18 protein-coding genes are annotated in these 24,027 nt (G+C 73.6%); 8 read left to right on the forward strand and 10 right to left on the reverse strand.

From position 1 onward, the window contains the following. Window positions 1–28 precede the first annotated feature (28 nt). The 4 genes from H9640_RS04785 to H9640_RS04800 all read left to right on the forward strand — a co-directional run bounded on the left by H9640_RS04785 (window position 29) and on the right by H9640_RS04800 (window position 3,337). Complete coding sequence (locus H9640_RS04785) at window positions 29–742, forward strand: maleylpyruvate isomerase N-terminal domain-containing protein (RefSeq protein ID WP_191789578.1); 714 nt, start codon at window positions 29–31, stop codon at window positions 740–742. A gap of 151 nt (window positions 743–893) precedes the next feature. Continuing rightward, on the forward strand, window positions 894–1,826 hold the full coding sequence (cofD, locus tag H9640_RS04790; protein ID WP_318243646.1) for a 2-phospho-L-lactate transferase: 933 nt from the start codon (window positions 894–896) through the stop codon (window positions 1,824–1,826). Then, a complete protein-coding gene (gene cofC / locus H9640_RS04795) occupies window positions 1,823–2,674 on the forward strand; it encodes a 2-phospho-L-lactate guanylyltransferase (RefSeq protein WP_191789579.1) in 852 nt (283 codons plus the stop codon). The genes cofD and cofC overlap by 4 nt, the downstream gene beginning before the upstream one ends. Window positions 2,675–2,764: 90 nt before the next feature. Beyond that, the gene (locus H9640_RS04800; protein ID WP_191789580.1) at window positions 2,765–3,337 is read left to right on the forward strand and encodes a GNAT family N-acetyltransferase; all 573 of its coding nucleotides are present in this window, start codon (window positions 2,765–2,767) and stop codon (window positions 3,335–3,337) included. A gap of 17 nt (window positions 3,338–3,354) precedes the next feature. Here the strand turns inward: H9640_RS04800 and H9640_RS04805 are convergent, their stop codons facing one another. Then, the gene (locus H9640_RS04805; RefSeq protein WP_191789581.1) at window positions 3,355–4,083 is read right to left on the reverse strand and encodes a nitroreductase family protein; all 729 of its coding nucleotides are present in this window, start codon (window positions 4,081–4,083) and stop codon (window positions 3,355–3,357) included. A 154-nt stretch (window positions 4,084–4,237) separates the two neighbouring features. Here H9640_RS04805 and gadC point away from each other — a divergent pair, with 154 nt between their 5' ends. Continuing rightward, a complete protein-coding gene (gene gadC / locus H9640_RS04810) occupies window positions 4,238–5,755 on the forward strand; it encodes a putative glutamine/gamma-aminobutyrate antiporter GadC (protein WP_318243647.1) in 1,518 nt (505 codons plus the stop codon). Here gadC and H9640_RS04815 read toward each other — a convergent pair. From H9640_RS04815 to H9640_RS04835, 5 genes are all read right to left on the reverse strand, one after another. After that, window positions 5,752–8,592, reverse strand: a complete 2,841-nt coding sequence (locus H9640_RS04815) for an FAD-binding and (Fe-S)-binding domain-containing protein (RefSeq protein ID WP_191789756.1) — start codon at window positions 8,590–8,592, stop codon at window positions 5,752–5,754. The genes gadC and H9640_RS04815 overlap by 4 nt on opposite strands. Before the next feature lie 587 nt (window positions 8,593–9,179). Next, window positions 9,180–9,743 (reverse strand): dihydrofolate reductase family protein, encoded by a 564-nt coding sequence (locus H9640_RS04820; RefSeq protein WP_191789582.1) that lies wholly within the window; start codon window positions 9,741–9,743, stop codon window positions 9,180–9,182. Between the two features lie 98 nt (window positions 9,744–9,841). Further along, window positions 9,842–10,312, reverse strand: coding sequence for a DIP1984 family protein (locus H9640_RS04825; protein ID WP_191789583.1), 471 nt, complete (start codon window positions 10,310–10,312; stop codon window positions 9,842–9,844). A gap of 91 nt (window positions 10,313–10,403) precedes the next feature. Further along, window positions 10,404–12,509 (reverse strand): YhgE/Pip domain-containing protein, encoded by a 2,106-nt coding sequence (locus H9640_RS04830; protein WP_191789584.1) that lies wholly within the window; start codon window positions 12,507–12,509, stop codon window positions 10,404–10,406. Then, window positions 12,506–13,387 carry an ATP-binding cassette domain-containing protein gene (locus tag H9640_RS04835; RefSeq protein WP_191789585.1) on the reverse strand — a complete coding sequence of 294 codons (882 nt, stop codon included), beginning with the start codon at window positions 13,385–13,387 and terminating at the stop codon, window positions 12,506–12,508. The genes H9640_RS04830 and H9640_RS04835 overlap by 4 nt, the downstream gene beginning before the upstream one ends. Window positions 13,388–13,616: 229 nt before the next feature. On the opposite strand from H9640_RS04835, the gene H9640_RS04840 reads away from it, so the two are divergent. Next, window positions 13,617–14,657: an NAD-dependent epimerase/dehydratase family protein gene (locus H9640_RS04840; RefSeq protein WP_191789586.1), complete on the forward strand. Its 1,041-nt coding sequence runs from the start codon at window positions 13,617–13,619 to the stop codon at window positions 14,655–14,657. Between the two features lie 14 nt (window positions 14,658–14,671). On the opposite strand, the gene H9640_RS04845 is transcribed toward H9640_RS04840, so the two are convergent. The 3 genes from H9640_RS04845 to H9640_RS04855 all read right to left on the reverse strand — a co-directional run bounded on the left by H9640_RS04845 (window position 14,672) and on the right by H9640_RS04855 (window position 16,275). After that, the gene (locus tag H9640_RS04845; RefSeq protein ID WP_191789587.1) at window positions 14,672–15,112 is read right to left on the reverse strand and encodes an OsmC family peroxiredoxin; all 441 of its coding nucleotides are present in this window, start codon (window positions 15,110–15,112) and stop codon (window positions 14,672–14,674) included. Window positions 15,113–15,219: 107 nt separating this feature from the next. Beyond that, window positions 15,220–15,831: a hypothetical protein gene (locus tag H9640_RS04850; RefSeq protein WP_191789588.1), complete on the reverse strand. Its 612-nt coding sequence runs from the start codon at window positions 15,829–15,831 to the stop codon at window positions 15,220–15,222. A 126-nt stretch (window positions 15,832–15,957) separates the two neighbouring features. Continuing rightward, a complete protein-coding gene (locus H9640_RS04855; RefSeq protein WP_030144034.1) occupies window positions 15,958–16,275 on the reverse strand; it encodes a YbjQ family protein in 318 nt (105 codons plus the stop codon). 167 nt (window positions 16,276–16,442) lie between these two features. Between H9640_RS04855 and H9640_RS04860 the strand changes: the two genes are divergently transcribed. Beyond that, the gene (locus H9640_RS04860) at window positions 16,443–19,217 is read left to right on the forward strand and encodes a cation-translocating P-type ATPase (protein WP_191789589.1); all 2,775 of its coding nucleotides are present in this window, start codon (window positions 16,443–16,445) and stop codon (window positions 19,215–19,217) included. 67 nt (window positions 19,218–19,284) lie between these two features. On the opposite strand, the gene H9640_RS04865 is transcribed toward H9640_RS04860, so the two are convergent. Further along, window positions 19,285–19,971, reverse strand: coding sequence for a hypothetical protein (locus H9640_RS04865; protein WP_191789590.1), 687 nt, complete (start codon window positions 19,969–19,971; stop codon window positions 19,285–19,287). A gap of 296 nt (window positions 19,972–20,267) precedes the next feature. Between H9640_RS04865 and H9640_RS04870 the strand changes: the two genes are divergently transcribed. Then, on the forward strand, window positions 20,268–23,897 hold the full coding sequence (locus H9640_RS04870) for a S8 family peptidase (protein ID WP_191789591.1): 3,630 nt from the start codon (window positions 20,268–20,270) through the stop codon (window positions 23,895–23,897). The last annotated feature ends 130 nt before the right edge of the window (window positions 23,898–24,027 follow it).

The following is a 24,027-nucleotide window of genomic DNA, read 5'->3' on the forward strand; positions in this document are numbered from 1 at the left end:
CGCGGCCCGCACCCGGCACGATGTCACCATGACCGCAGACCTGGCCGAGGCCACCGCAGCCCTCCGTACCCAGTGGGACCGCCTCGAGAGGTGGCTCGGGTCGCTCGACGACACCCTGGACGACGCGGTCGACCAGCCCAGCGTCCTGGACGGCTGGACCGTGGGTGAGCTCGTGTCCCACCTGGGCCGGGCCATGGACGCGCTCGTGGCCGCAGGCCCGGTCGCCCCCGGCACCAACCCGCTCACGCTCGCCGAGTACCTCGGCACCTACCCCGAGCGCGCCGAGCAGATCGCCCAGGTGACCCGCGCCCTCGACGAGGAGATCGCGGCGGACCGCCTGGCGGCCGTCTCCGGGTACGCCCGACGCGCGTTCGCACGGCTCGACGAGCTCGCCCCCACCGAGACCGTGGTCCAGGCCCGCCGCGGCCCCATCACGCTGCGCGACATGGTGGTCTCGCGCCTCATCGAGCTCGTCGTGCACGCCGACGACCTGGAGCGCAGCCTGCCGGGCGTCGCCGAGAAGGCCGTCGACCGGGGCGCTCTGGACCTCGTCGCGGCCGAGCTGCTGCGCATCGTCGTGACGCGCGGCGGCTGGAGCCTCGAGGTCGTCGACCCTCGCCTGTGGGTCCGCCTCGCGACGGGCCGCATCCCCTACGACGTCGACGACTTGGCCCGCGCGCTCGCGCCGCTCCACACCTCGGACTCGGTGCCGGACCTGGGGCGCATGCTGCCGCTGCTCTGAGCACGCCGCCGCGCCACGTGCGCGAGACGGGTGGTCGTGCGCGAGACGGGTCCCGGGGACCGGCGCGCAACCACCCGTCTCGCGCAGAAGGACCCATCTCACCGGACACGGGCGGGTCCGCCGCCCCAGGCGACCCAACTATGCTCGACCGGTGGTGAACGACGTGCGGGTGACGGTCCTGGCAGGCGGAGTGGGTGGCGCGAAGCTCGCCCACGGTATGGAGCTCGCGGGAGCCGACCTCACGGTCGTGGTCAACACGGCCGACGACGTCGAGCTGCACGGCCTCGCGATCAGCCCGGACCTGGACACCGTGACGTACACGCTCGCGGGCCTCGCCGACGACGTGCGCGGCTGGGGCCTCGCCGGGGAGACCTACGCGACGCTCGACGCCCTGCGCCGCCTGGGCGAGGACACGTGGTTCACGCTGGGCGACAAGGACCTCGCGACGCACGTCGCGCGCACGGCCCGCCTGCGCGCGGGGGCCACGCTGACCGAGGTCACGGCGCAGATCACCGGCTCGCTCGGGGTCCGCTCGCGCCTGCTGCCCATGACGGACGACCTCGTGGCGACCGTCGTCGAGACCGCCGACGGGCCGCTGGGCTTCCAGGAGTACTTCGTCGCCCGCCAGCACCGCGACGAGGTCCTGGGGCTGACGTTCGTGGGCGCCGATCAGGCGTCCCCGGCCCCGGGCGTGCTCGACGCGGTCTCGGGGGCCGACCTGCTGGTCGTCGCCCCGTCGAACCCGTTCCTGTCGATCGAGCCGATCCTCAGCGTGCCGGGCGTGCGCGACACCCTCGCGTCCTCGCCGGCCCGCCGCGTCGCGGTGAGCCCGATCGTCGGCGGCCGCGCGCTCAAGGGCCCTGCGGCGTCGGTCCTCGCAAGCCTGGGGCACGACGTCTCGGCGCTCGGCGTCGCGCGCCTGTACGTGGGGCTGGTCGACGTCATGTGCATCGACGAGGCCGACCGCGACCTCGCGCCCGCGATCGAGGCCTTGGGCCTCGAGGTCCTCGTGACGGACACGGTCATGGGCGGGGCGCAGGGCCGCGAGCGCCTGGCGCGCGAGCTGCTCGCGGCATCGGCATGACGCCCGACGGCGCCGCTCACCCCGCGGGCCCGGGTGCGGCGGGAGCGTCCCCGGGCCGGCAGCGTGTCGTCGCCGTGGTGCCGCTGCGCGACGGCTCGTCGGGCAAGTCGCGGCTCGCGACCGTGCTCGACCCGGCCGAGCGCAGCCGCCTGATCGCGACGCTCGCGCGGCACGTGGTGCGCACGCTGCTCGCGAGCGGGTCCGTGGAGCGGGTGCTCGTGGTGACGTCGGACCCTCGTTTCACGTGGCGTGCGCTGGGGAGCCTGGTCGAGCCGGTGCCGCCACCGATGGACGACGCCCCGCCGACGGTGACCGGCACTCCCGCCGAGGGGGACGGCGACAGCGCCGAGGGCGACGGCCCCGGCCGCCTCCAGATCGTCCTGCAGCCCGCGAGCCGCCCGGGGCTGAACGCCGCGCTCGACGTCGGCCGGGAGATCGTCGCGAGCCTCGCCGACCCGGCGGGCCAGGGCGCCGGTGCCACGGCCCGGCGACCCGTCCGGCTCCTCGTCGCCCACGCCGACCTCCCGGCGCTCACGACCGACGACGTCGAGGCCCTGCTCGCCGAGGACGCGCCCGTCGTCGTCGCGACCGACCGGACGCGCTCGGGCACCAACCTCCTGGCGCTCGACGCCGAGGCACCGTTCACGTTCCGCTTCGGCGTCGGGAGCCTCGAGGCGCACCTGGCCGAAGCCGAGCTGCGGGGCGTGCGCGCCGTCGTCGTGCAGCGGACCGGGACCGCGGTGGACCTCGACACGCTCGACGACTGGTCCGAGCTGCCGAGCGACGTCCGAGCCCGCGACGACCTCGCGGACCTGCACGCCGCCATGGACCGGGCCCGCCGGGGCTGACACCGCCGCCAGGCTGTCAGAACCCGCGAGCACCGGAGGTCACGCTCGCTCTGACGAGCACGCGGGAGCGGCCGGTGGCATCGTGACGGCATGGTGATCGAGGTGCGGCCCGCGACGGAGTTCGCCGACGTGCGCACGATGGTGGGGCCCAAGCGGCCCGACGCGAACGTGTGCTGGTGCCTGAGCTACCGCCTGCCCTCGAAGGAGAACGTCGCGCTCGTCGGTCCCGACCGCGGCGCGCTCGTCGAGGAGCTGTGCCGCCAGGACCCGCCCCCCGGCGTGCTCGCGTACGACGGGGACGAGGTCGTCGGCTGGGCTGCCGTGCACCCGCGCGCCGACACGGCCTTCGCCCGCAACCGCAAGATCCCGCACGTCGACGACCTCGACGTGTGGTCGGTGTGGTGCGTGCGGGTGCGCCCGGGCCACCGCGGGGCGGGCGTCTCGCACCACCTGCTGCAGGGCGCGGTCGCCTTCGCCCGCGAGCACGGCGCACCGGCCGTCGAGGGGTACCCGCTCGACAACCAGGGGAAGAAGATCGACCTGACCATGGCCTACGCGGGCACCAAGAAGCTCTTCGAGGACGCCGGGTTCACGCAGGCCGCGACGACCGGCTCGGTGCTCAACGGGTTCCCTCGCGTGCTCATGCGGCTCGACCTGCGCTGACCCCGCGGGGCACGGTCTCACCACCCGCCGCGGTGCACCACGTCCTCGAGCGGTCGGCGCGGGCGTCGCGTCGGGGAACCCCCCGACGCCGTAGCGCCGACCCCAGGTCCCCTCGCGCCTTCCCGAGGGGCCGGGTCCGCCGCATGCCCGACGGCGACCACCCCGGTCACCAGGAACTCGTCCGGCACCCCGAACGCCTCCCGCAACGCCTCGACCTGCCCCGGCGGCACCCCGAAGAAGCACGCGCCGAGTCCCTCGTCGACCGCGGTCTGGAGCATGAGCAGCGACGCCATGCCCGCGTCGACGTGCCAGTACGGGACGTCCCACGGGGAGTCGCCCTCGCCCGTGGCCTGCGCCGCCGCACGGACCTTGTCGTCCTCGGCGTACCGCCGTAGGTACGCCTCGCGCGACGTCAGGACCACGACGACCACGGGGGCCGTCCGCATCCCGGCGAGCCACCGGCTCTCCTTCGCGGCGCCGCCAGGGGCCGCGTCCCCCCCGCCGCCCGCACCCCCGGCGGAACCGCCCCCGCCCGGCTCCCCCACCGCGCGGGGCGAGGTCGCGGACCAGAAGCGCGCGACGCCGTCGGGCGTGTCGAGGACGACGAACGCCCACCCCTGCGTGAAGCCGGCATTGGGTGCGCGGACCGCGTTGCGCAGCAGGCGGTCCACGGACCGGGGATCGACGGGCTCGTCCGTGAAGCGTCGGACCATGCGGCGGCGGCGGACGACGTCCTGGAACTCCATGCCGACCATGCTGCCAGCCCGCGGCCACACCGAGCACGCGGCCGAGCGTCCGGACCACCCGCTCCCCGCGCGCCGCCGCTCGCCCGGTGCCACGATGCGTGAGTCGCGCCGTCGGCCACGACCCGGCACCCCCCGTCGCAGGAAGGCCACGCACGTGAGCGAAGAACGCAGGACGCCCGGCGCGGGGACCATCACGGTCGCCGCGCTCGCCGTCATGAACATCGTCGCGGTCGTGAGCCTGCGCGGGCTCCCCGCAGAGGCCGAGTACGGGCTCGCCTCGACGTTCTACTACCTGTTCGCGGCGCTGTTCTTCCTCGCCCCGGTGGGGCTCGTGGCTGCCGAGCTCGCGACGGGCTGGCCCGAGGAGGGCGGCATGTTCCGCTGGGTCGGCGAGGCGTTCGGCAGCCGGTGGGGGTTCCTCGCGATCTTCATGGTGTTCATCGAGGGCTGCATCTGGTTCCCCACGATCCTCACGTTCGCCGCCGTGACGCTCGCGTACACGGGGGACGCAGCGAGCGCCCCGCGGCTGTCGGGCGACAAGGTGTTCGTGCTCGCGGTCGTGCTCGCGGTGTTCTGGCTCGCGACGCTCATCGCGCTGCGGGACGTGAAGTCGTTCTCCCAGGTCGCGAAGTGGGGTGGGATCGTGGGGACGCTCGTGCCGGCCGCGATCCTCATCGGGCTGGCCGCCGCATACCTCGCGGCGGGCAACCCGTCGCAGGTCGAGCTCTCGTGGGGCGCGTTCGTGCCGGACCTGTCGAAGGTGTCGAACATCGTGCTCGCGGCGAGCATCTTCCTGTTCTACGCGGGCATGGAGATGAACGCGGTGCACGTGCGGTCGATCAAGAACCCGATCCGCAACTACCCGATCGCGATCCTCGTGGCCGCGCTGGGGGCCGTCGTCGTGCTCGTCCTGGGGACGCTCGCCATCGCCGTGGTCATCCCGACGGGGCAGATCGACCTGACGCAGAGCCTGCTCACGGCCTACCACCTGCTGCTCTCCTGGGCGGGGGTCGGGTGGGCGGCGCCATACCTGGCCGCGATGCTGGCCGTGGGCGTGCTCGCGGGCATCGTGACCTGGGTCGCGGGCCCGGCGACGGGTCTGCTGTCCGTGGCGCGCGCGGGCTACCTGCCACGCTGGTTGCACCGGACGAACCGGGCGGGCATGCCCTCGCGCATCCTGCTGGTCCAGGCCGCGGTCGTCACGGTCCTGTCGGTCCTGTTCGTGGTCCTGCCGTCGGTCCAGGCCGCGTACCAGCTCCTGAGCCAGCTCACGGTGATCCTGTACCTGGTCGCGTACGTGCTCATGTTCGCGGCGGTCATCGCCCTGCGGTACTCCCAGCCCGCCCGACCGCGCCGCTACCACGTGCCCGGCGGCATCGTGGGCGTGTGGGTCATCGGCGGTTGCGGCCTGCTCGCGGCGGCTCTCGCGCTCGTGGTGAGCTTCGTGCCTCCCGCGCAGGTCGAGGTGGGTAGCCCGACGACGTACGTGGGTCTGCTCGTCGGCCTCAGCGTGGTCTTCGTGGCGCTGCCGTTCTGGGCGTACGCCGCGCGCCGGGCGTCGTGGCGCGACGAGACGCTCGACTTCGCACCGTTCACGTGGCAGGTCGGCGCCCAGGAGTCGGAGATCCGGGGCGCGGGGGCGCAGGCCGCGCCCCCCGAGGCGCCGGCCTAGAGCCGCTCGGCGAGCAGCTCGACGAGCGCCTTGCCCTGCACGCCGCCGAGCTGGTCGGCCTGGGTGCGGCACGAGAACCCGTCGGCGAGGAAGATGTCGTTCGGGCCGGCCTTGCGCAGCGCGGGCAGGAGCGCGTTCTCCGCGACCGCCACCGACACGTCGTAGTGGCCCTTCTCCATGCCGAAGTTCCCGGCGAGGCCGCAGCATCCGGCGAGCGTGTCGATCGTGGCGCCGGCCCCGCGCAGCAGCTTCTCGTCGGCCGCGAAGCCCATGACGGAGTGCTGGTGGCAGTGCGGCTGGACGACGGCCGTGACGTCGGACAGGTCGGGCACCTGCCAGGTCTCGGGTGCGGGGCGCGTCTCGGGGCGCGTGAGGAGCTCGGCGACCGTGTGGGTCGCGCCCGCGACGGCCTTGGCGCGCGGGTCGTCGGGGAAGAGGTCGAGCAGGTCGGAGCGCAGCACCGCGGTGCACGAGGGCTCGAGCCCGACGATCGGGATCCCGTTGACCGCGAACGGTCCCAGGACCTGGAGCAGGTTCTCGAGCCGCTTGCGGGCCCCGTCGAGCTGGCCCGTGCTGATCCAGGTCAGGCCGCAGCAGGCCTGCTGGTCGGGCACGATCACGTCGTAGCCCGCGGCGTCGAGCACCGTGACCGCGGACTGCGGCACCGAGGGCGCGAGCGCGTCGCTGAACGAGTCGGTCCACAGCACGACCTGCGGCCGCTTGCCCGCCTTGGGCCGACCGGGCGTCTGCCCGACGGCGAGCCCTGGCACCCCGTTCGTCGCACCTCCGCGCTTCCACCAGGTGCGGAACGGGACCTCGGCGAACTTCGGCACCTCGCGGCGCGGGTCCATGCCGCCGAGCGAGAGCACGAGCTTCGCGAGCGGCCGGATGCCGAGGACCGTGTTGATGAACCGCGGCATCATGCCCGCGAGGCGCGACCAGCGCGGCAGCCAGCCGAGCGCGTAGTGGTTCATGGGGCGCAGCTTGCCCTGGTAGGTGCGGTGCAGGACCTCGGCCTTGTACTGGGCCATGTCGACGCCCGCCGGGCAGTCGGCCGAGCACGCCTTGCACGACAGGCACAGGTCGAGCGAGTCGCGCACCTCGGGCGACGTGAGGCCGCCCACGAGCGTGCCGTTGATCGCGTCCTGGAGCACGCGCGCCCGTCCGCGCGTGACGTCCTTCTCGTCCTTGGTCGCCTGGTAGGACGGGCACATGAACCCGCCCGACGCCGACGAGTCCGCGCGGCACTTGCCGACGCCGACGCAGCGGTGCACGGCCTGGGTCATGTCACCGTGGTCGTGGCCGAACGAGAAGCCGCCCTTGGTCGGCAGCACGGGCAGCGCCTTGGGCCGGCGCAGGTCTGCGTCGACCGCGTTGGGTCGCACGATCACCCCGGGGTTGAGGACGTCCTGCGGGTCGAACAGCGCCTTGACCTGCTCGAACAGCGAGATGGCCTCGGGCGAGTACATGACGGGCAGCAGCTCCGAGCGTGCGCGGCCGTCGCCGTGCTCACCGGACAGCGAGCCGCCGTACTTGGCCACGAGCTCGGCGGCCTCGGTCATGAAGGTCCGCAGCACCGAGCCCGACGTCTCGAGCGGGATGTCGATGCGCAGGTGCACGCACCCGTCGCCGAAGTGCCCGTACGGCAGGCCGTCGACGCCGTAGCGCGCCATGAGCGCGTCGAGGTCGCGCAGGTAGGCGCCCAGCTTCTCGGGCGGGACCGCGGAGTCCTCCCAGCCCGGCCACGCCTGCTCCCCCGCCGGCGTGCGCCCGGCCAGCCCGGCGCCGTCGGCCCGGATCTGCCACATGGCCGTGGCGTCAGGACCTGCGGGCAGGATGCGTGTGGACGTCGACGCGGAGGCCGCGACGATCGCCTCGGCGTTCGCGTACGCCTCCTCGGGAGTCGCTCCCCCGACCTCGACCATCATCCAGCCACCGCCCGGCGGCAGCTCGGGGACCGAGCCCGCACCCTTGGCGCGACGCACCACGTCGACGAGGCGGGCGTCGAGGCCCTCGACCGCGAGCGGGCTCAGCGAGAGGAGGGCGGGGACGTCGTCGGCCGCGGTGGGCATGTCCTCGTAGGCGAGGACGACGAGCGTGGGCGCGCTCGGCATCGGGACCAGGGCGACCGTGGCCTCGAGGATCGTGACGAGGGTGCCCTCGGAGCCCACGAGGAACTTCGCGAGGTCCGAGCCGTTCTCCGGCAGCAGGTGCTCGACCGAGTACCCGGAGACCTGCCGCCCGAACCGCCCGAACTCGGTGCGGATGAGCGCCAGGTTGTCCTTGACGAGCTGCGCGAGGCCGGGGACCGCCGCGAACGTCGGGTCGCCCTTGCCCGCGGTGAATCGTCGGCCCGTGCCGTCGACCACGTCGAGCTCGACCACGTTGTCCGCGGTGCGCCCGTAGGCGACCGCGTGCGGACCGCACGCGTTGTTGCCGATCATGCCGCCGAGCGTCGCGCGGTTCTGCGTCGAGGGGTCGGGGCCGAAGCGCAGGCCGTGCGAGGCCGCGGCCTTCTGCAGCGTCGACATGACGACACCCGGCTCGATGCGGGCCGTGCGCGCCGCCGGGTCGACCGACAGGACCCGGTTGACGTGCCGCGAGAAGTCGATCACGACGCCCGGGCCGATCGAGTTGCCCGCGACCGACGTGCCCGCGCCGCGCGCCGTGAGCGGCACGCCGAGCTCGCGCGTCACCTCGAGCGTCGCCACGACGTCCTCGGTCGAGACCGGGAAGACCACCATCTCGGGGACGACGCGATAGTTCGACGCGTCGGTCGAGTACTCGGCCCGGCGACGCGTCGAGGAGTCGACGATGCCGCGCGTCGTGGTGCGCAGCGCGGCCGCGACGGCCTCGCGCGCCGCGTCCGCGGCACGCTCGGCCTCGCTGAGGGCCGCGGACCGCGTGGCCTCCTCGGCGGCGGCCGCCTTCGCGGCGTGCTGGGCGTCCGCCTCCGTGCGCTCGGGCGGGACGGGGGCTCCTGCGGCGTCGAGTTCAGCAGTCACGTCGGCGATTCTCCCACCACTCCCCGGGGCCGCGGACGCGCGTCCGGGGAGTGTCCCGGATCGGGGGTTGCGCGGGGGACGGGTCGGCACCGTGCCCGAGGGCGGCGCGCGGTTCACTGCCCGGCGCCGGGCGGCGGAGCGGACGGAAGGTCCCCGGACCCACCCTCGCCACGTGCGGGCCAGCACTCGGTGGTGCGCTGTGCCGGGTGCGCGGTGCACATGTGCGCCGTGCTGGGCTGCACCGTGCCAGGGGTGACCCTGTACGAGCCTGCCCACCGGCTCCTGGAGTTGCCCTGCCCGGGCCGGGTCGTGCTCGCTCCCGCTCGTGGCTACCGACTTCCGTCCGCTCCGGTCGCAACGGTACTGCGGGTCGGCCCGCGCACCGAGCCCGAGGGCGGAGCACGGGCGACCGGCGGGACCTAGCGCCTCGTCTCGTACCTGGTCTGGAGCACACCGCCGGGAAACGTCCGGGTCTCCACCAGGTCCAGCTTCACCCAGGTGTCCAGGGACGGGAAGAACGGCGTGCCGCCGCCCACCAGGACCGGGTGGGTGACGATCACGTACTCGTCGATCAGCCCGGCCCGCATCACCGACGCGGCGAGGGCGGCGCCGCCGACGTCCAGCGGGCCGTCGTCCTTGGCCTTGAGCCGGGCGATCTCGGCGACGGCGTCGCCGGTGACCAGGCGGGCGTTCCAGTCGACCGCGCTGATCGTCGAGGAGAACACCACCTTCGGCATGTCCCGCCAGCGGCGGGCGAACTCGGCGTGCGCCGGTGTGACGCCGGGCTCTTGGTCGGCGGTCGACCAGTGGGGGCTCATCGCCTCCCACAGGCCGCGCCCGTACAACGCCGTGCCCGTCGCCCCCACCCGGTCGGACCACCACTGGAACAGCTCGTCGCTCGGCACGCTCCAGCCGAGGTCGTCGCCGGGCGCGGCGACGTATCCGTCCAGGCTCATGCTCATGGCAAACGTCAGCTTCCCCATGGTGTCGTCCTCCCGGCTGTCGGTGTTCGGTGTACTACAGACGGCCGCAGTGGCGCGAAGTCATCGACGAGGACCTGTGCGACCCCGCGCGCGGGGCCTCAGCCCACGCCGTCACCCTCGACGTCAGCCGTCCAGTTGACCTGCTGGATGCGGGTGTCGAGCTCACGCAGCGCACGCGCCAGGTCGTCGGCCTCGGCCCGCGTCGCGGGCACGTCCACACCCGACACGTACCGCAGCTCGGTGCGCGTGAAACGGTCCTGGGAGGCCGATGCGGCGTCGGCGAGGTCGCTCCGCAGACGGTGCCGCAGGCGCAGCACGTCGCGACGCGCGAGCGCGGCCGTCATGGTCAGGCCAGGCTCGACCTCGGTCGCGAGGTTCGCCGCGTTGATGCGCCCGATCAAGGACTCGAGCTGCGCCGCGGTGCGCTCGTGCTCGGCGAGCAGCGCGACCGGGTCCTCGGCCGGGAGGTCGCCCTCCTGGTGGCGGGCGTTCGCGATCGCCCTGCTCGCCAGCTGGGCGAGCCGGCGCTGGAGGTCGGCGCGCTGCGCGAGGGCCTCGGCGAGCTTCATCGTTGATCGACTCCTGGTGCTGGGACGGGACGGACTTCCGGTCCGAACCTATCTCGGTCCGACGAACCCGTCGCAGGATCGCCGCACCTGCCTAGAGCACCAGCTCCGGCTGCAGCCTCGTCGGGCTCCACACCCGCTGCCGGTACGCGGCGAACGTCGTGGCCGCGAGCGCGACCGCGAGGACCACGAGGAGCACCCCCACGTCCCGCGCGACGGTCGCGAGGTCCCCGCCGTAGAGGAGCTGCCGGAGCCCCTCGACCGTGTAGGACATGGGCAGGAAGCGGTGCAGCGCGCGCAACGGCTCGGGGATCGTCTGCCACGGGAACGTCCCGCCCGCGGTCACGAGCTGGACGAGCATGAGCACGAGCCCCAGGAACTGCCCCACCGCCCCGAGGTACACGTTGAGCGCCTGGAGGATCGCGACGAACGTCGCCGACGCGAGCACGAGCAGGACCGCGGTCCCCACGGCGTACACGGGGTCGATGTCGAGCGCGAACTTCACGACCGTGAACATGAGCGCGACCTGGGCCACGCCGATCACGGCCGGCGGGAGCCAGCCGCCGAGCGCGGTCTGCCACGCGGGTCGCCCTGCCGCGAGCGACCGGTTCGACAGGGGCCGCACGAGCAGGAACAGCACGTACGCGCCGATCCACGCCGCGAGCGACATGAAGAACGGCGCGAGCCCGGCCCCGTACGTGCCCGCGTTCGCGATCGTGTCCTTCTTCACCGCGACCGGGTTGCCGAGCGTCTTCGCCGTCTCCTCCTGCGTCTGCTCGTCGACGTCGGGGATGCGCCCCAGTCCCGCCGCGAGGCCGTCGTAGAGCTCGGTCGTGCCGGACTGGAGCTGGGCCGTCCCGTCGCGCAGGGTCACGCTCGACGACGCGAGCTCGGCTGCGCCGTCGGACACCTGCGCCGTGCCCGAGGCGAGCGCGCCCGCGCCGCTCGCGAGCGTGCCCGCCCCGTCCTCGAGCTCTGCCGCGCCCGACGCGAGCCGGTCCCCGCCCGACGCCGCGGTCGCGATGCCCTGCGTGAGGGCGGGTGTGGCTCCCGCGAGCGTCGCCGCCCCGGCCGCGACCTGCGCCGAGCCCGCGCTGAGCTCGCCCAGCTTCCCGGCGGCCCCCTCGACGGTGGCGGCGGCGTCCTCGACCGCGGGCGTGATGTCGGTGATGGCCTGGCTGACGACGGGCTGGATCTGGTCGGCCTGGGCCTGCGTGAGCGTCCCGTCCGCGACGAGCTGGTCGAGCAGCGCCTGGACGTCGGCGTCGGCGTTCGCGAGCTGCCCGACGACGTCTCTCGCCGCCGTTGCCGCCTGCTGCCCGTAGCCCGCGACCTGGGCGTTGCCGTCCGCGACCTGCTGCGCACCGTCGGCCAGCTCCTGGGTCTGCGCCGGGAGGTTCGCAGTCCTGCTGCGCAGCGTGTCGAGGCCGTCCGACAGGGTGCCCGCGCCCGAGGCGAGCGTGCCGCTCGCGGTCGACAGCTCGTCGGCCCCGTCGGCGAGGCGGGCCGCACCGCTCGCGGCCTCGCTCGCCCCCGCCGCGAGCCGGGCCGTGCCGTCCACGAGCTGCCCGGTCCCGTCGGAGAGCTGCGTGGCGCCGTCGACCAGCTTCTGCGCACCCTCGACCCCGCTCGCGAGGTTGGTGTGGATCGAGGCGAACCCCTTGAGGAACGTGTCGGCGGCCTCGGTGCCCACCTGCTCGGCGATCGCGTCACGGACCTTGCCCACGATCGTGTCCGCGATGGTCGCGGCGAGGTAGTTGTTGGCGTCGTTGGTGATGAGCACCAGGCTCGCCTGCTGCGGCTCGAACCTTCCCGACGAAGCCAGGTCCTCCGAGAACGTCGGACCGATGACGAGGGCGGCGTCGAAGCGTCCCGACCGCACCCCGGCCTCGGCGTCCGCCTGTGTCGTCTCGACCCAGCCGAACCCGCCGTCACCGTCGACGAGCTGCTTCGCGACCTCGTCGCCGAAGTTCTTCTCGGTCGAGGTGCCGTCGACCGCGTCCTCGACGGTCGTGCCGCGGTCCTGGACGACGAGCGCCGCCGGGACCTCGGCGAGCTTGTCGTAGGGGTTCTCGTTCGCGAACAGGTACAGCCCCGAGTACAGCGTGGGGATCACGATCATCGCGAGGATCGCGAGCTTGGGCAGGGTCCCGGCGCTGATGCGCCGGAGCTCGGAGATCCCGAGGCGGATCGCGGTCATCGGTCGGCCTCCTCGTCGGTGTCGGGGTCCGGTGCGGCGGGTGGGGCGTCAGGTGGTTCGGGGACCGGTTCGGGAGCCACAGCCTGGTGGCGTCCCGGCTCTGCCCGGTCGAAGAGCGTGGTCGGGTCGGTCGTCTCGACGGGCTCCGGCGGTCCGACGGTCCCGTCCTGGTCGCCCTGCCGCGCGTCCGGTACCGCCGCCGGCTCGGGCCGCGTCCGCAGGGCCTCGACCGGCGCCGCACGGAGCGCGTCGTCGCCGCGCGCTGGCGGCAGGTCGGCACCGAGGTCGCGGGCCGAGGAGCGTGTGCACTGGACGAGCACGCCGTAGCCGAGCGCCGCGAGGGACTCCGCGACGGCCCACCAGCCCGAGGGTTCCCCCCGGTGCCGGTCGGGCAGGGTCAGGACGAGGAACCGCACGTCCTTGCGCTCGGACGCGAGGGACGACAGGAGGGCGGTGCGCAGCGTGCCGTGCAGCTCGTCGACGCGGTCGCCGCGGCGGTCCAGCAGGTCGTGCGCGTCGAGCCACTTCGCGGCGCGACCGGGCAGGGACCACTGGCCCGCGAGCGAGAGCTCCTCGGCGACGACGTCCCCGACCGTGAGCGCCTCGTCGGGCTCGGAGATCCCCGGGACGTCGACCACGGCCGTGACACGGCGCAGGTCCGCGGTCGCGGTCGTGGTGGTGCCGTCGTCGCCCACGAGCGTGACGGTCCCGGTGTACGGGGCGAGGCGGCCGGTCGCGACGAGCGCGAGCGCGGTGTGCCCGTGGCCCGGCTCGCCCGCGAGGAGGACGCACTCCCCCGCGGCGAGGGTCAGGGTGGTGGCTTCGAGCATCGGCGCCCGCCGACCCTCGACCTGGACGTCGTCCAACGCGATCTGCACCGTCGTGTCCTCTCGTGGCGAGCCTCCGCGCGGATGGGCCGCGACGGAGCCTCCGTCGATCTTCCGTTGGACCCCGCAGGAGCGCACCTTGTCCGGGTCGGGCGCAGCCCGGCGCCCCGCTCGTCCGGCCGCTCGTTCTGCTCGGCCGGAGGGTGAAGGTCCTTCGCTGCCCCGGCCGGGTCAGCGTCGGGTCGGTAGCCTGGGGAAACGGGCGTCGAGAGGAGATTTCATGCGTGTCGTGATCGTCGGGGCGAGCGGAAACATCGGCTCGGCCCTGCTGCGCAGGCTCGTGGGTGACCCGGTGGTCACCTCGGTCGTCGGGGTCGCGAGCCGGGTGCCTCGCGCCGACGGTTCGAGCACCGTCGTGCCGCCGTTCGACGCCGCCGAGTGGGTCCGCTGCGACCTCACGGACCCGGAGCAGGTCGTGGCCTCGCGTCTCGCGGGCGCGTTCGTCGGTGCCGACGCCGTGGTCCACCTCGCGTGGGCGATCGACCCCGCGCACGACCGCGACGAGCTCGCGCGCGTCAACGTCGAGGGGACGAGGCGGGTCGCCGCCGCGGCGGCGCGGGCGGGCGTGGGGCACCTCGTGGTCGCGTCGTGCGCGAGCGCGTACTCGCCCGCCTTCGACGACGCGCCCCGCGACGAGTACTGGCCCACGGCGGGGATCGCCGGGTCGGTCTCGAGCGCGCAGAAGGCCGAGGTCGAGGGGTTCCTGGACCGCTTCGACGCCGAGCACCCCGGGATCGTGGTGACGCGCGTGCGCGCGCCCTTCACGTTCCAGCGCGACGCCGCGAGCGAGGTCTCGCGCCTGTTCTTCGGCAAGCTCCTGCCGGCGCCGCTGCGCCGCAAGGGTCACCTGCCCACGCTCGTGTGGCCGCGCGGCATGCGCCTGCAGGTGGTCCACGCCGACGACCTCGCGGACGCCTACCGCGAGATCCTCGTGGGTCGGCACCCGGGGACGTTCAACATCGCCTCGCAGGACGTCCTCACGGGCCCCGACGTCGCCGCGATCGTCGCGCAGGGACGGCTCCGGGAGGTGTCGCCGGGGTCCCTGCGGCGGGCGGTCGCGGTCGCCTGGACGGCCCGGTTGGTCCCGCTCGACCCGGGCTGGTTCGACGTCGCGCTCGCCGTACCGGTGCTCGACACGGCGCGCGCTCGACGGTTGCTGCGGTGGGCGCCGGTGCACGACGCCCACGCCACGGTCACCGAGGTCGTCGGTGGCCTGGTCGAGGGCGCGGGCACGCAGAGCCCACCGCTGCTGCCGTCCTAGGGTCGCCGGGACTCCTACGACTCCAGGGCCGCGTCCAGCGTGATCGTCGCGCCGGTCAGGGCCTTGGACACCGGGCACGTGGCCTTGGCGTTCTCGGCCGCCGCGAGGAACCCGGCCTCGTCGAGCCCGTCGACCTCGCCGCGGACCGTGAGCGCGACCGCCGAGATGCGCAGGCCGCCTGCCGGGTCCGGCGACAGCGTGACGTCGGCCTTGACCTCGAGCGCGATCGGCGTGCCACCCGCCTCGCCGATCACCCCCGAGAGCTGCATCGCGTAGCAGGAGGAGTGCGCTGCGCCGATGAGCTCCTCGGGGCTCGTGATCCCCTCGGCCTCGTCGGCCGTGCGGCGCGGAAAGCTGACGTCGAACGTGCCGGTCCCCGAGCTCGTGAGCTCGACCTGACCGGTGCCTTCCATGAGCGTGCCGTTCCACGCGGTGCGGGCGGTGCGGACTGCCATGATGTGGCTCCTTCGGGGTTGCGGGTACGAGACCCATTGCCGTTCACTACCCGTCGACCGTAACCCCGAGGTCGTGCGCCCGCAGCGGCGTCCCACGGCGCTCGGCGCTAGGACGCGCCGACCTCCACCACGACCGGGAACCCGACCTCGGTCGCCAGCCGCTCGGCGAGCGTGAGCGGGTTGGACACCGCGCCGACCTGGACGACGATCGACGAGAGGTCGTCGCGCACGTAGACCGCGCGGACCTGTGGCCAGCGGTCGTTCCCGAGGAGCGACTCCGCGAGCGCCTGGAGCTCTCCCGGCAGCACGGGGAGCGGATCGACCCGGACCGCGACGTCGGGGTAGGCCTCGGCGACCGCGGCCAGCGCCTCCTGGGGCGGGTCGCCGTGCCACGCGAGGACGACCGTCCCGCTGCCCTCGAGCCGGACCGTGCCGAGACGCTCGTCGTCCGCCAGGCGCCCGCCGAGCAAGGACATCGCGCCCTCGGGCCCCGGGAGCCGCTCGGCGACCACCGACGCCTCGGGGAGCGGAACCACCGGGACTCCGGGCTCCCTCGGGCCGGCGGGTCGGAGCGGGTCCAGCGCCCGGGGGACGCCTTCCTCGGGCCCGACGATCGTCAAGGTCGCCTCCACGAGCGGCGTCTCCTGCGGCGCGGGCGTCGCCGTGCACCCGGCCACGAGCGCACCGGCGGCCACCAGGCCCGCGAATCCTCGTCTCATCACGCATCCCCCCTCGCCGCGCACCCTAGCGAAGACCCCGGGCCCGGTGGGAGGGCGTCCGGGTGCCGTCGCGCACCGGGTGCCGGCCGCCCGCCGGGGCGCGTGCCCGCCGAAGCGGCGTGCCCGTCAGGGTGCGAGCACCACGGCCGTCCCGTACGCCACGATCTCCTGGTAGCCGTTCCCGACCTCGTCGCTGTCGTAGCGCATCGCGAGGATCGCGTTGGCTCCCTGCGCGGTGGCCTCCTCGACCATGCGGGCGACGGCCTCGTCGCGCGACTGCTGGAGCTGCTTGGTGAGCCCCTTGAGCTCGCCGCCGACGATCGACTTGAGCCCCGCGCCGATCTGCGCGCCGACGTTGCGCGACCGGACGGTCAGGCCGGTCACCTCGCCGACGACCTGCTGCACGGTCCGGCCCGGGACATCGTTCATGGTGGAGACCAGCACGGTACGTCCTCCTCACGGCAGCGCACCGTGCGCGGCCACTCCTCACGGTAGGAGGACCTGGGGGACGGCGCCCGGCGTGCACGCGCCGACCCGGCGGGATGGAACGGTTCGTCCCATCCCGGCTGCTCCTCGGGTGCTCGGCAGCGAGCGGGCGTTGAATGGGAGGCATGACAGCCTCGGACACCCCTCTCGTCCCCGCGACTGCCGACCCGACGCCCTGGGCGCTCCCGCCGCAGGCCGTGCTCGCCGAGGTGGGGTCGAGCGAGGCGGGCCTCACGGCCGAGCAGGCGCGGACCCGGCTCGCCGAGGTCGGCCCCAACCGGTTGGCCCCGCCCGCGCGCACACCGTGGTGGCGTCGCGTGCTCTCCCAGTTCGACGACGTCCTCATCTACATCCTGCTCGTGTCCGCGGTGCTCAAGGCGATCGTGGGCGACTGGATCGACTTCACCGTGATCCTCGCGGTCGCGGTCATCAACGCGGCGATCGGGCTGATCCAGGAGGGGCGTGCCGAGAAGGCCCTCGACGGGATCCGGGGCATGCTCTCGGTCCACGCGCAGGTGCGCCGCGACGGCGCGTGGGCCCAGGTCGACGCCGACGACCTGGTGCCGGGCGACGTCGTGCGGGTGCGTTCGGGCGACCGCGTCCCCGCGGACCTGCGCCTGCTCTCGGGGGTCAACCTGCGCGTCGACGAGTCGGCTCTCACGGGCGAGTCCGTGCCCGCGGCCAAGTCGGTCGACGAGGTGCCCGCCGAGTCGGGGGTCGGCGACCGATCGAGCATGCTGTTCTCGGGCACCCTGGTCTCCGCGGGCACGGGGACGGGCGTCGTGGTCGAGACGGGCGAGACGACCGAGATCGGCCGCATCCAGACCCTCATCTCCGAGGTCCCCTCGCTCGAGACCCCGCTGTCGCGCACGCTCGACGCGTTCGGGAAGAAGCTCGCGGTCCTCATCCTCGTCATGGCCGTGGTCATGGTCGTGATCGGCCGCGTGTTCCACGGGTTCGAGACCCCCGAGCTCGTGTCGGCAGCGATCGGCTTCGCGGTCGCGGCCGTCCCCGAGGGCCTGCCGGCCCTCGTGACGATCACGCTCGCCCTGGGCGTGCAGCAGATGGCCCGACGGCGGGCGATCACGCGCCGCCTGCCCGCCGTCGAGACGCTCGGCTCGGTGACCACGATCTGCTCGGACAAGACCGGGACGCTGACCAAGAACGAGATGACGGCCCGCACGGTCCGCACGGCGGGTCACGAGTACGCGGTGACGGGGATCGGCTACGCGCCCGACGGCGAGGTCAGCCTCGACGGGTCGCCCGCCCCCCTCGCCGAGCACCCCGACCTGCGGCGTCTTGCCGAGGTGATGATGCTGTGCAACGACGCGCGCATCGTCCACGAGCCCACCGGCGAGGGCGACGGCTGGCGCCTCGTGGGCGAGCCGACCGAGGGCGCGCTGCGGACCCTGGGCCTCAAGGCGGGCCTGGACCCGGCCGGGTGGCGGCGCGTCGCGCTCGTCCCGTTCGAGTCCGAGAACAAGTACATGGCGACGCTCAGCGAGGACCCCGACGGTGGCCTCCACGTGCTCGTCAAGGGAGCCCCGGACCGGGTGCTCGACCGCTGCTCGACCCAGACCGGGCCCGACGGGCGTCCCGAGCCGCTCGACCACGACTTCTGGTCGGCCCAGATCGACGAGATCGGCGCGCAGGGCCTGCGCGTGCTGGCCGCGGCCCGCACGGCGGCGGACCCGGGACGCTCGACCCTGGACCCGCAGGACGTCGACGCGGGCCTCGAGCTGGTCGGCCTGGTCGGGATCGTCGACCCGCCGCGCCCCGAGGCCGTCGAGGCCATCGCGCAGTGCCAGGACGCCGGGATCACGGTCAAGATGATCACGGGCGACCACTCGGGCACCGCGCTCGCGATCGCCCGGGAGATGGGGATCGTCCGCGACGGGGCCGGGCCCGGACAGACCGGGGCCGCCGGGGCCGCCGGAGTCGCAGCCGCGGCCACGAAGGTCCTCACGGGGGCCGAGCTCGAGGCCATGAGCACCGAGGAGCTGCGCGCGGTCGTCCAGGACGTCGACGTCTACGCGCGCACCAGCCCCGAGCACAAGATCCGGATCGTCTCGGCGCTGCAGTCGCACGGGCAGGTCGTGGCGATGACGGGCGACGGCGTCAACGACGCCCCCGCGCTGACGCAGGCCGACGTGGGCGTCGCGATGGGCATCAAAGGCACCGAGGCGACCAAGGAGGCCGCCGAGGTCGTCCTCGCGGACGACAACTTCGCGACCATCGAGCGCGCGGTCGAGGAGGGCCGGCGCATCTACGACAACCTGCGCAAGTCCGTCCTGTTCCTGCTGCCGACGAACGGCGCGCAGTCGCTCGTGATCCTGGTCGCGGTGCTCCTGGGGTGGGCTCTGCCGCTCCAGCCCGTGCAGGTGCTGTGGATCAACATGGTCACGGCCGTGACGCTCTCGCTCGCGCTGGCCAACGAACGCGCCGAGCCCGACATCATGTCGCGCAAGCCTCGCGACGCCAAGGCCTCGATCCTCACCGCTGCCTACCTGCGTCGCGTCCTGCTCGTCTCGGTCCTCATCGGTGGAGCGACCATGGCCGTCTACTTCATCGAGCGCGACCAGGGCATGGGCGTGGCCGAGGCCCAGACGACGGCCGTGACGATGCTCGCGCTCGGCCAGCTCGCCTACCTGTTCAACTGCCGCTTCCTGGACCGCTCGTCGATCACGCCCGCGGTCCTGAAGGGCAACCGGGCGGTCTGGTACTCGGCGGGCTCGCTGCTCGCGCTCCAGGCCGTGTTCGTCTACGCGCCGTTCATGCACTCGTGGTTCGGCTCCGCGCCCATCGGGCTGCGCGAGTGGGGCATCACGCTCGGGCTCGCGGTCGTGGTCTTCCTGCTCGTCGAGGCGGCCAAGGCGCTCGGCCGGGCCCGACAGCGCTGAGGCCCCCCACGCCGTCGGGCACGCCGCTCGAGGCGCGCCGGGCCCGCCGGCCGCGAGCGAGCAGGCGTCAGTCGATGCTGCCCGCGGGACGGAAGACGATCGACGAGGCGCGGTCGTTCATCGACCCGAGCGTGGCGCAGAAGGGGACGCAGTTCGTCGAGGTGCCCTTGACGTAGTTCTCGAGGTCGTAGAGGGTCGCCCAGCACTCGGCGTACGCGTTCAGCGAGCTGATGTTGTTGTTGAACAGGTAGTCCGACAGCCGGGGGAAGCCGTACGTGTTGCCGGTCCTGCACCCGGTGCCGCCGTTGCTCCAGAAGACCTTGTTTCCCCCGGTGTGGTTGGCCCCCTTGTACGCGACGCCCAGCATCATGGTCGCCCCCGGTGCCGCGGCGGTCGCGCTCGGGCCGGCGGCGCGGGACTGTGCCTGCGCCGCCTGGGCCGACTGCTCCTGGGCGAAGGCCTGCAGGGCCGCGGGCTCGCCGGCCTCGATCGCGGGGTCGGTCACGGGCACGCCCGTCGCGGCCTCGATGGCCTCGCCGAACGAGTCGAAGCACTCGACCGTGGGGGCGGGCGTGAAGGCGATGTCCTGCCCCGCCGGGGTGGGCTGGGCGATGACCGAGCAGACGTCCTCCTCGGCAGCGAACGACTTCGACGTGAGGTCGGGTCCGTCGGCGAGCGCGGGGGTCGCGCTCAGCGCCCCGACGACCAGGAGAGCCGCGGAGACGGCTGCGATGCGGGTCGAACGACGTGACATGGTGTGCTCCTTCACAGCGTGGGCCGAGCCGGCCGCTGCCCGCGGACGACGTCGACACGTGGGTGAGGACCGACTGCGAAACCTCGGTGTTCCGCGCCCCCGGACCGATCGTAGGGGGTCCCCTGCGTCCTGTCCTGGTTTGTCCCGGCTGCCCCGACGTTCGCGTGGCGCGCGGGAGCGGGACTTCACCTATAGCGTGCAGGCACGGTCGTCTGCACACAGCCGTCGGCGACCACCACGGGGGAACCACCACGCACCTTCAACGCCACCGGTCCGTACCGGGGAAATGAGTGTCGATGAAGCACCGTTCGTTGTTAGCTGCTCTCTCAGGACTGGCGGTGGTCGCAGCATCGACGCTGCCCGCCGCGTCCTTACCGTCCGATCCCGCCGGGCCCTCCGGCCCCGACCTCACGTCGAAGTCCGCGAGCTCGCTGTCCCCCACGGAGAGCGAGGCGGGCAAGGTCGCCCCCTCGCTCGCCGACTCCTCCGGGACCGTGACCGCGTTCGTCCAGCTCGACACCCCGTCCGGTGTGGACCTCGCTGACCAGGGCGCGAGCCCGGCGCAGGTCGAGGACAACCAGGCCGTCGTCGAGCGCCTCGCGGACACCGTCGTCCCCGCGCAGACGAACGCCCGCAGTGCCCGCGCCGCGGGTGCACCCCAGCAGGTGTCCGTCACGAGCAGGCTCGTCCCCGGCGTCGTCGTGACGGGTGACGCCGAGCAGGTCCGGGCACTGGCCGCCGACGACAAGGTCGTCACGGTCTACCGCATCATCCCCAAGACGCCCTCGAACAAGGGCACCGACGCGTTCACGCGCGCCCTCGAGGCCTGGCAGAGCACGGGCTACACGGGGCAGGGCGTCCGGATCGGGATCATCGACACGGGCATCGACTACACGCACGCGGGCTTCGGCGGCCCGGGCACGCAGGCCGCGTACGACGAGGCGTACGGCGTCAAGGGGCAGGGCCCCGTCCCCGCGGGGACGTTCGACGACGCCAAGTACCTCGGCGGGTACGACTTCGCGGGGTACGACTACGACGCGTCGGGCACCGTGCCGGGCACGTCGCTGATCCCGACGCCGGACGAGAACCCGATCGACTCGCTCGACTCGATCGGCTCGGGTCACGGCTCGCACGTCGCGGGCACGACGGGCGGCTACGGCGTCCTGGCCGACGGGACGACGTTCGACGGCGACTACACGACCCTCACGGACATCTCCGACTGGACGGTCGGGCCGGGCTCGGCCCCCGAGTCGGGCCTGTACGCGCTCAAGGTCTTCGGCGACCTGGGCGGCTCGACGAACGTCGTGGTCGACGCGCTCGAGTTCGCGGCCGACCCCGACGGTGACGGTGACCTGTCCGACCGGCTCGACATCGTCAACCTCTCGCTCGGCTCGGACAACAGCCCGGCCGATGACCCGGAGAACCTGTTCATCGACCAGCTCTCACGCCTGGGCACGCTCGCGGTGGTCGCGTCGGGCAACGCGGGCGACGTGACCGACGTGGGCGGCTCGCCGGGCAACGCCCGCACCTCCCTCACGGTCGCGAACTCGGTGGGCAACACCCAGACGTTCGACGGCGTCGAGGTCACGGCCCCTGCGGGCGTCGCGGGCTCCTACCCCGCGCAGAACTCGCAGAGCTACACGGGTTCGGTCGACGTGACCGCGGAGGTCGCGTTCCTGGGCGCCACGGTCAGCGGGTGCACGCCCCTGACGCCGGCCCAGGCCGCCGCCACGGCGGGCAAGATCGCGTTCCTCTACTGGGACGACGACGACGCCACCCGGGCCTGCGGGAGCGCGACGCGGTTCAACAACGCGCAGGCCGCGGGCGCGGTCGGCGTCCTGCTGTCGTCCGAGCTCGAGGTCTTCGCGGCCGGGATCGCGGGCAACGCCGGCATCCCGGGCGCGCAGCTCACGGGTCCGAGCCACGACGCGCTGCGTCCGGCGATCGAGGCGGGCGGGGTCGTCCTGACGCTCGGCCCGTCGCTCGCGAACTCGTCGTTCGTCGAGATCCCCGCGATCGGGGACACGCTCAACGCGGGGTCGTCGCGCGGGGTGCACGGCTCGCTGGGCGTCGTGAAGCCCGACGTCGCCGCACCCGGCACGGGGATCTCCTCCGTGGCCTCGGGTCGTCTCACGCAGCCCGGCATCAAGTCGGGCACGTCCATGGCCACCCCCCACGTCGCGGGCATCGCGGCGCTCGTCAAGGAGGCCCACCCGGGCTGGAGCGCGCAGCAGGTCAAGACGGCCGTCATGAACACGGCCTCGCACGACGTGTGGACGGGCCAGGGCGGCACGGGCACGGCGTACGGCCCCGAGCGGGTCGGGTCCGGTCGCGTGGACGCGGTCGACGCGGTGAAGAACTCGACCCTCGCGTTCTCGGCGCAGGACAAGGAGCTCGTCTCGGTGTCGTACGGGCTCGTGCCCGTGGCTGACAAGACCGTCACGGAGCGACGCACGGTCGACGTGCAGAACACGGGTTCGCAGGCCGTGAAGTACGCGGCGGCGTTCACGACGTCGAGCACCGCGGGGGGCGCGACCGTCACGGTCTCGCCCGCGAACCTCACGATCCCCGCGGGGCAGACCCGGACGGTCACGCTGACCCTGACGGCCGACCCGGCGACGCTCGCGAAGCAGCTCGACCCGACGTCGGCCGAGACCACCTCGGGCGTGCCGCGCGACTTCGTCGGCATGCTCACGGGTCGCCTGGTCCTGACGCCGGAGTCGGGCAGCGAGCTGCGCGTCCCGGTCCAGGCCGCGCCGAAGCTCGTGAGCGACCTGACGGGCAAGGACGTCACGTTCCTGAACCAGGACACGTCGGCCGAGCTCGACCTCGACGGACGCGGCGTGGCCTCGGGCGGCTGGACGTCTCTCGTGGCGCCGTTCGAGCTCAAGGCGACGAGCCCGCGGCTCGAGGCGGACGCCGCCGAGGGCTCGTCGGCCTCGGCGGTCGCGTCGGGCGACATCCGCGCGGTCGGCTTCACGTCGAGCGCACCGCAGTACGCGGCCGCGGGCGCCGAGCCTGGCGACGGCCGGATCGGCATCGGCGTGGCCATGGACGGCGACTGGGCCTCGCTCGGCGCGGTCATGTTCCCGTCGGTCGAGACCGACGTGGACGGCGACGGATCGGCCGAGTTCGAGACCGTGGTCCGCAAGTACAACGAGTCGGACCTGACCCTGGCGACCACGTACACGCTCAAGGACTGGACCGGTCCCGACGGCGAGGAGTACGGGGCGGGCGAGGGCGTGCTGCTCGAGCCGGTCAACTCGGTCTGGGCGGACGTCGACACGTCGGTCTTCGACAGCAACGTGCTCGTGGTGCCGATCGCGATCGCCGAGCTCGGCATCGAGCCGGGCACGGTGCCGTCGTTCACGGTCGCGACGTACTCGTACTACGGCACGCAGCCCGACCAGTCGATCGACCGGGTCGGTCCGTTCACGGGCGACCCGTACGACCCCGCGTACTGGTTCAGCGGCGGTGGCCAGCTCCTGTTCGTGGGCGCCGACGACGCACCGCTCACGGTCAACCGGTCGGCGGCGGCCACCGAGGCCGGGACGGGCGAGCTGCTCCTGCTGCACCTGCACAACGCGAGTGCGGGCAAGCGCTGGCAGACGGTCGGGGTCCGGAACCTCGACGCGTCGGTCGAGCTCACGGTCACGGCGCAGTCGCGCTGCGTCGCGGGCAAGGCGCAGGTCGCGGTCCGGGCGGTCAACGACGGCGCCGCGAAGGCCGACGTCGTGGTCGAGACGCCGTTCGGGACCAAGACGTTCAAGGACGTCGCGCCGGGCAAGTCGGCCTCGCAGTCGTTCAGCTCGCGGTCGACCGCGATCGACGCCGGTACGGCGACGGTCACGGGTACCGCGGTCGTCGAGGGCGTCACGGTGACGACGCCCTACGAAGCCGGGTACGAGGCGATCAGCTGCGGCTGACGCCTCGACCAGCCGGGCCTCGTCAGGACGGGAGCGTGCATGGGGCCGCTCCCGTCCTGACCGGGGACGCGACAGCACCCGGTGAACGGGACGACGAAGGGCGCGACCCACGGGTCGCGCCCTTATGGTT

It is taken from the genome of Oerskovia gallyi, from assembly GCF_014836745.1.
Taxonomy (GTDB): domain Bacteria; phylum Actinomycetota; class Actinomycetes; order Actinomycetales; family Cellulomonadaceae; genus Oerskovia; species Oerskovia paurometabola.

Bases quoted from the DNA above. Each gene is read 5' to 3' on its own strand.
- H9640_RS04785 (WP_191789578.1), top strand. From the start codon at position 29: ATGACCGCAGACCTGGCCGAGGCCACCGCAGCCCTCCGTACCCAGTGG.
- cofC (WP_191789579.1), top strand. From the start codon at position 1,823: ATGACGCCCGACGGCGCCGCTCACCCCGCGGGCCCGGGTGCGGCGGGA.
- H9640_RS04800 (WP_191789580.1), top strand. From the start codon at position 2,765: ATGGTGATCGAGGTGCGGCCCGCGACGGAGTTCGCCGACGTGCGCACG.
- H9640_RS04805 (WP_191789581.1), bottom strand. From the start codon at position 4,083: ATGGAGTTCCAGGACGTCGTCCGCCGCCGCCGCATGGTCCGACGCTTC.
- H9640_RS04820 (WP_191789582.1), bottom strand. From the start codon at position 9,743: ATGGGGAAGCTGACGTTTGCCATGAGCATGAGCCTGGACGGATACGTC.
- H9640_RS04825 (WP_191789583.1), bottom strand. From the start codon at position 10,312: ATGAAGCTCGCCGAGGCCCTCGCGCAGCGCGCCGACCTCCAGCGCCGG.
- H9640_RS04830 (WP_191789584.1), bottom strand. From the start codon at position 12,509: ATGACCGCGATCCGCCTCGGGATCTCCGAGCTCCGGCGCATCAGCGCC.
- H9640_RS04840 (WP_191789586.1), top strand. From the start codon at position 13,617: ATGCGTGTCGTGATCGTCGGGGCGAGCGGAAACATCGGCTCGGCCCTG.
- H9640_RS04845 (WP_191789587.1), bottom strand. From the start codon at position 15,112: ATGGCAGTCCGCACCGCCCGCACCGCGTGGAACGGCACGCTCATGGAA.
- H9640_RS04850 (WP_191789588.1), bottom strand. From the start codon at position 15,831: ATGAGACGAGGATTCGCGGGCCTGGTGGCCGCCGGTGCGCTCGTGGCC.
- H9640_RS04860 (WP_191789589.1), top strand. From the start codon at position 16,443: ATGACAGCCTCGGACACCCCTCTCGTCCCCGCGACTGCCGACCCGACG.
- H9640_RS04865 (WP_191789590.1), bottom strand. From the start codon at position 19,971: ATGTCACGTCGTTCGACCCGCATCGCAGCCGTCTCCGCGGCTCTCCTG.
- H9640_RS04870 (WP_191789591.1), top strand. From the start codon at position 20,268: ATGAAGCACCGTTCGTTGTTAGCTGCTCTCTCAGGACTGGCGGTGGTC.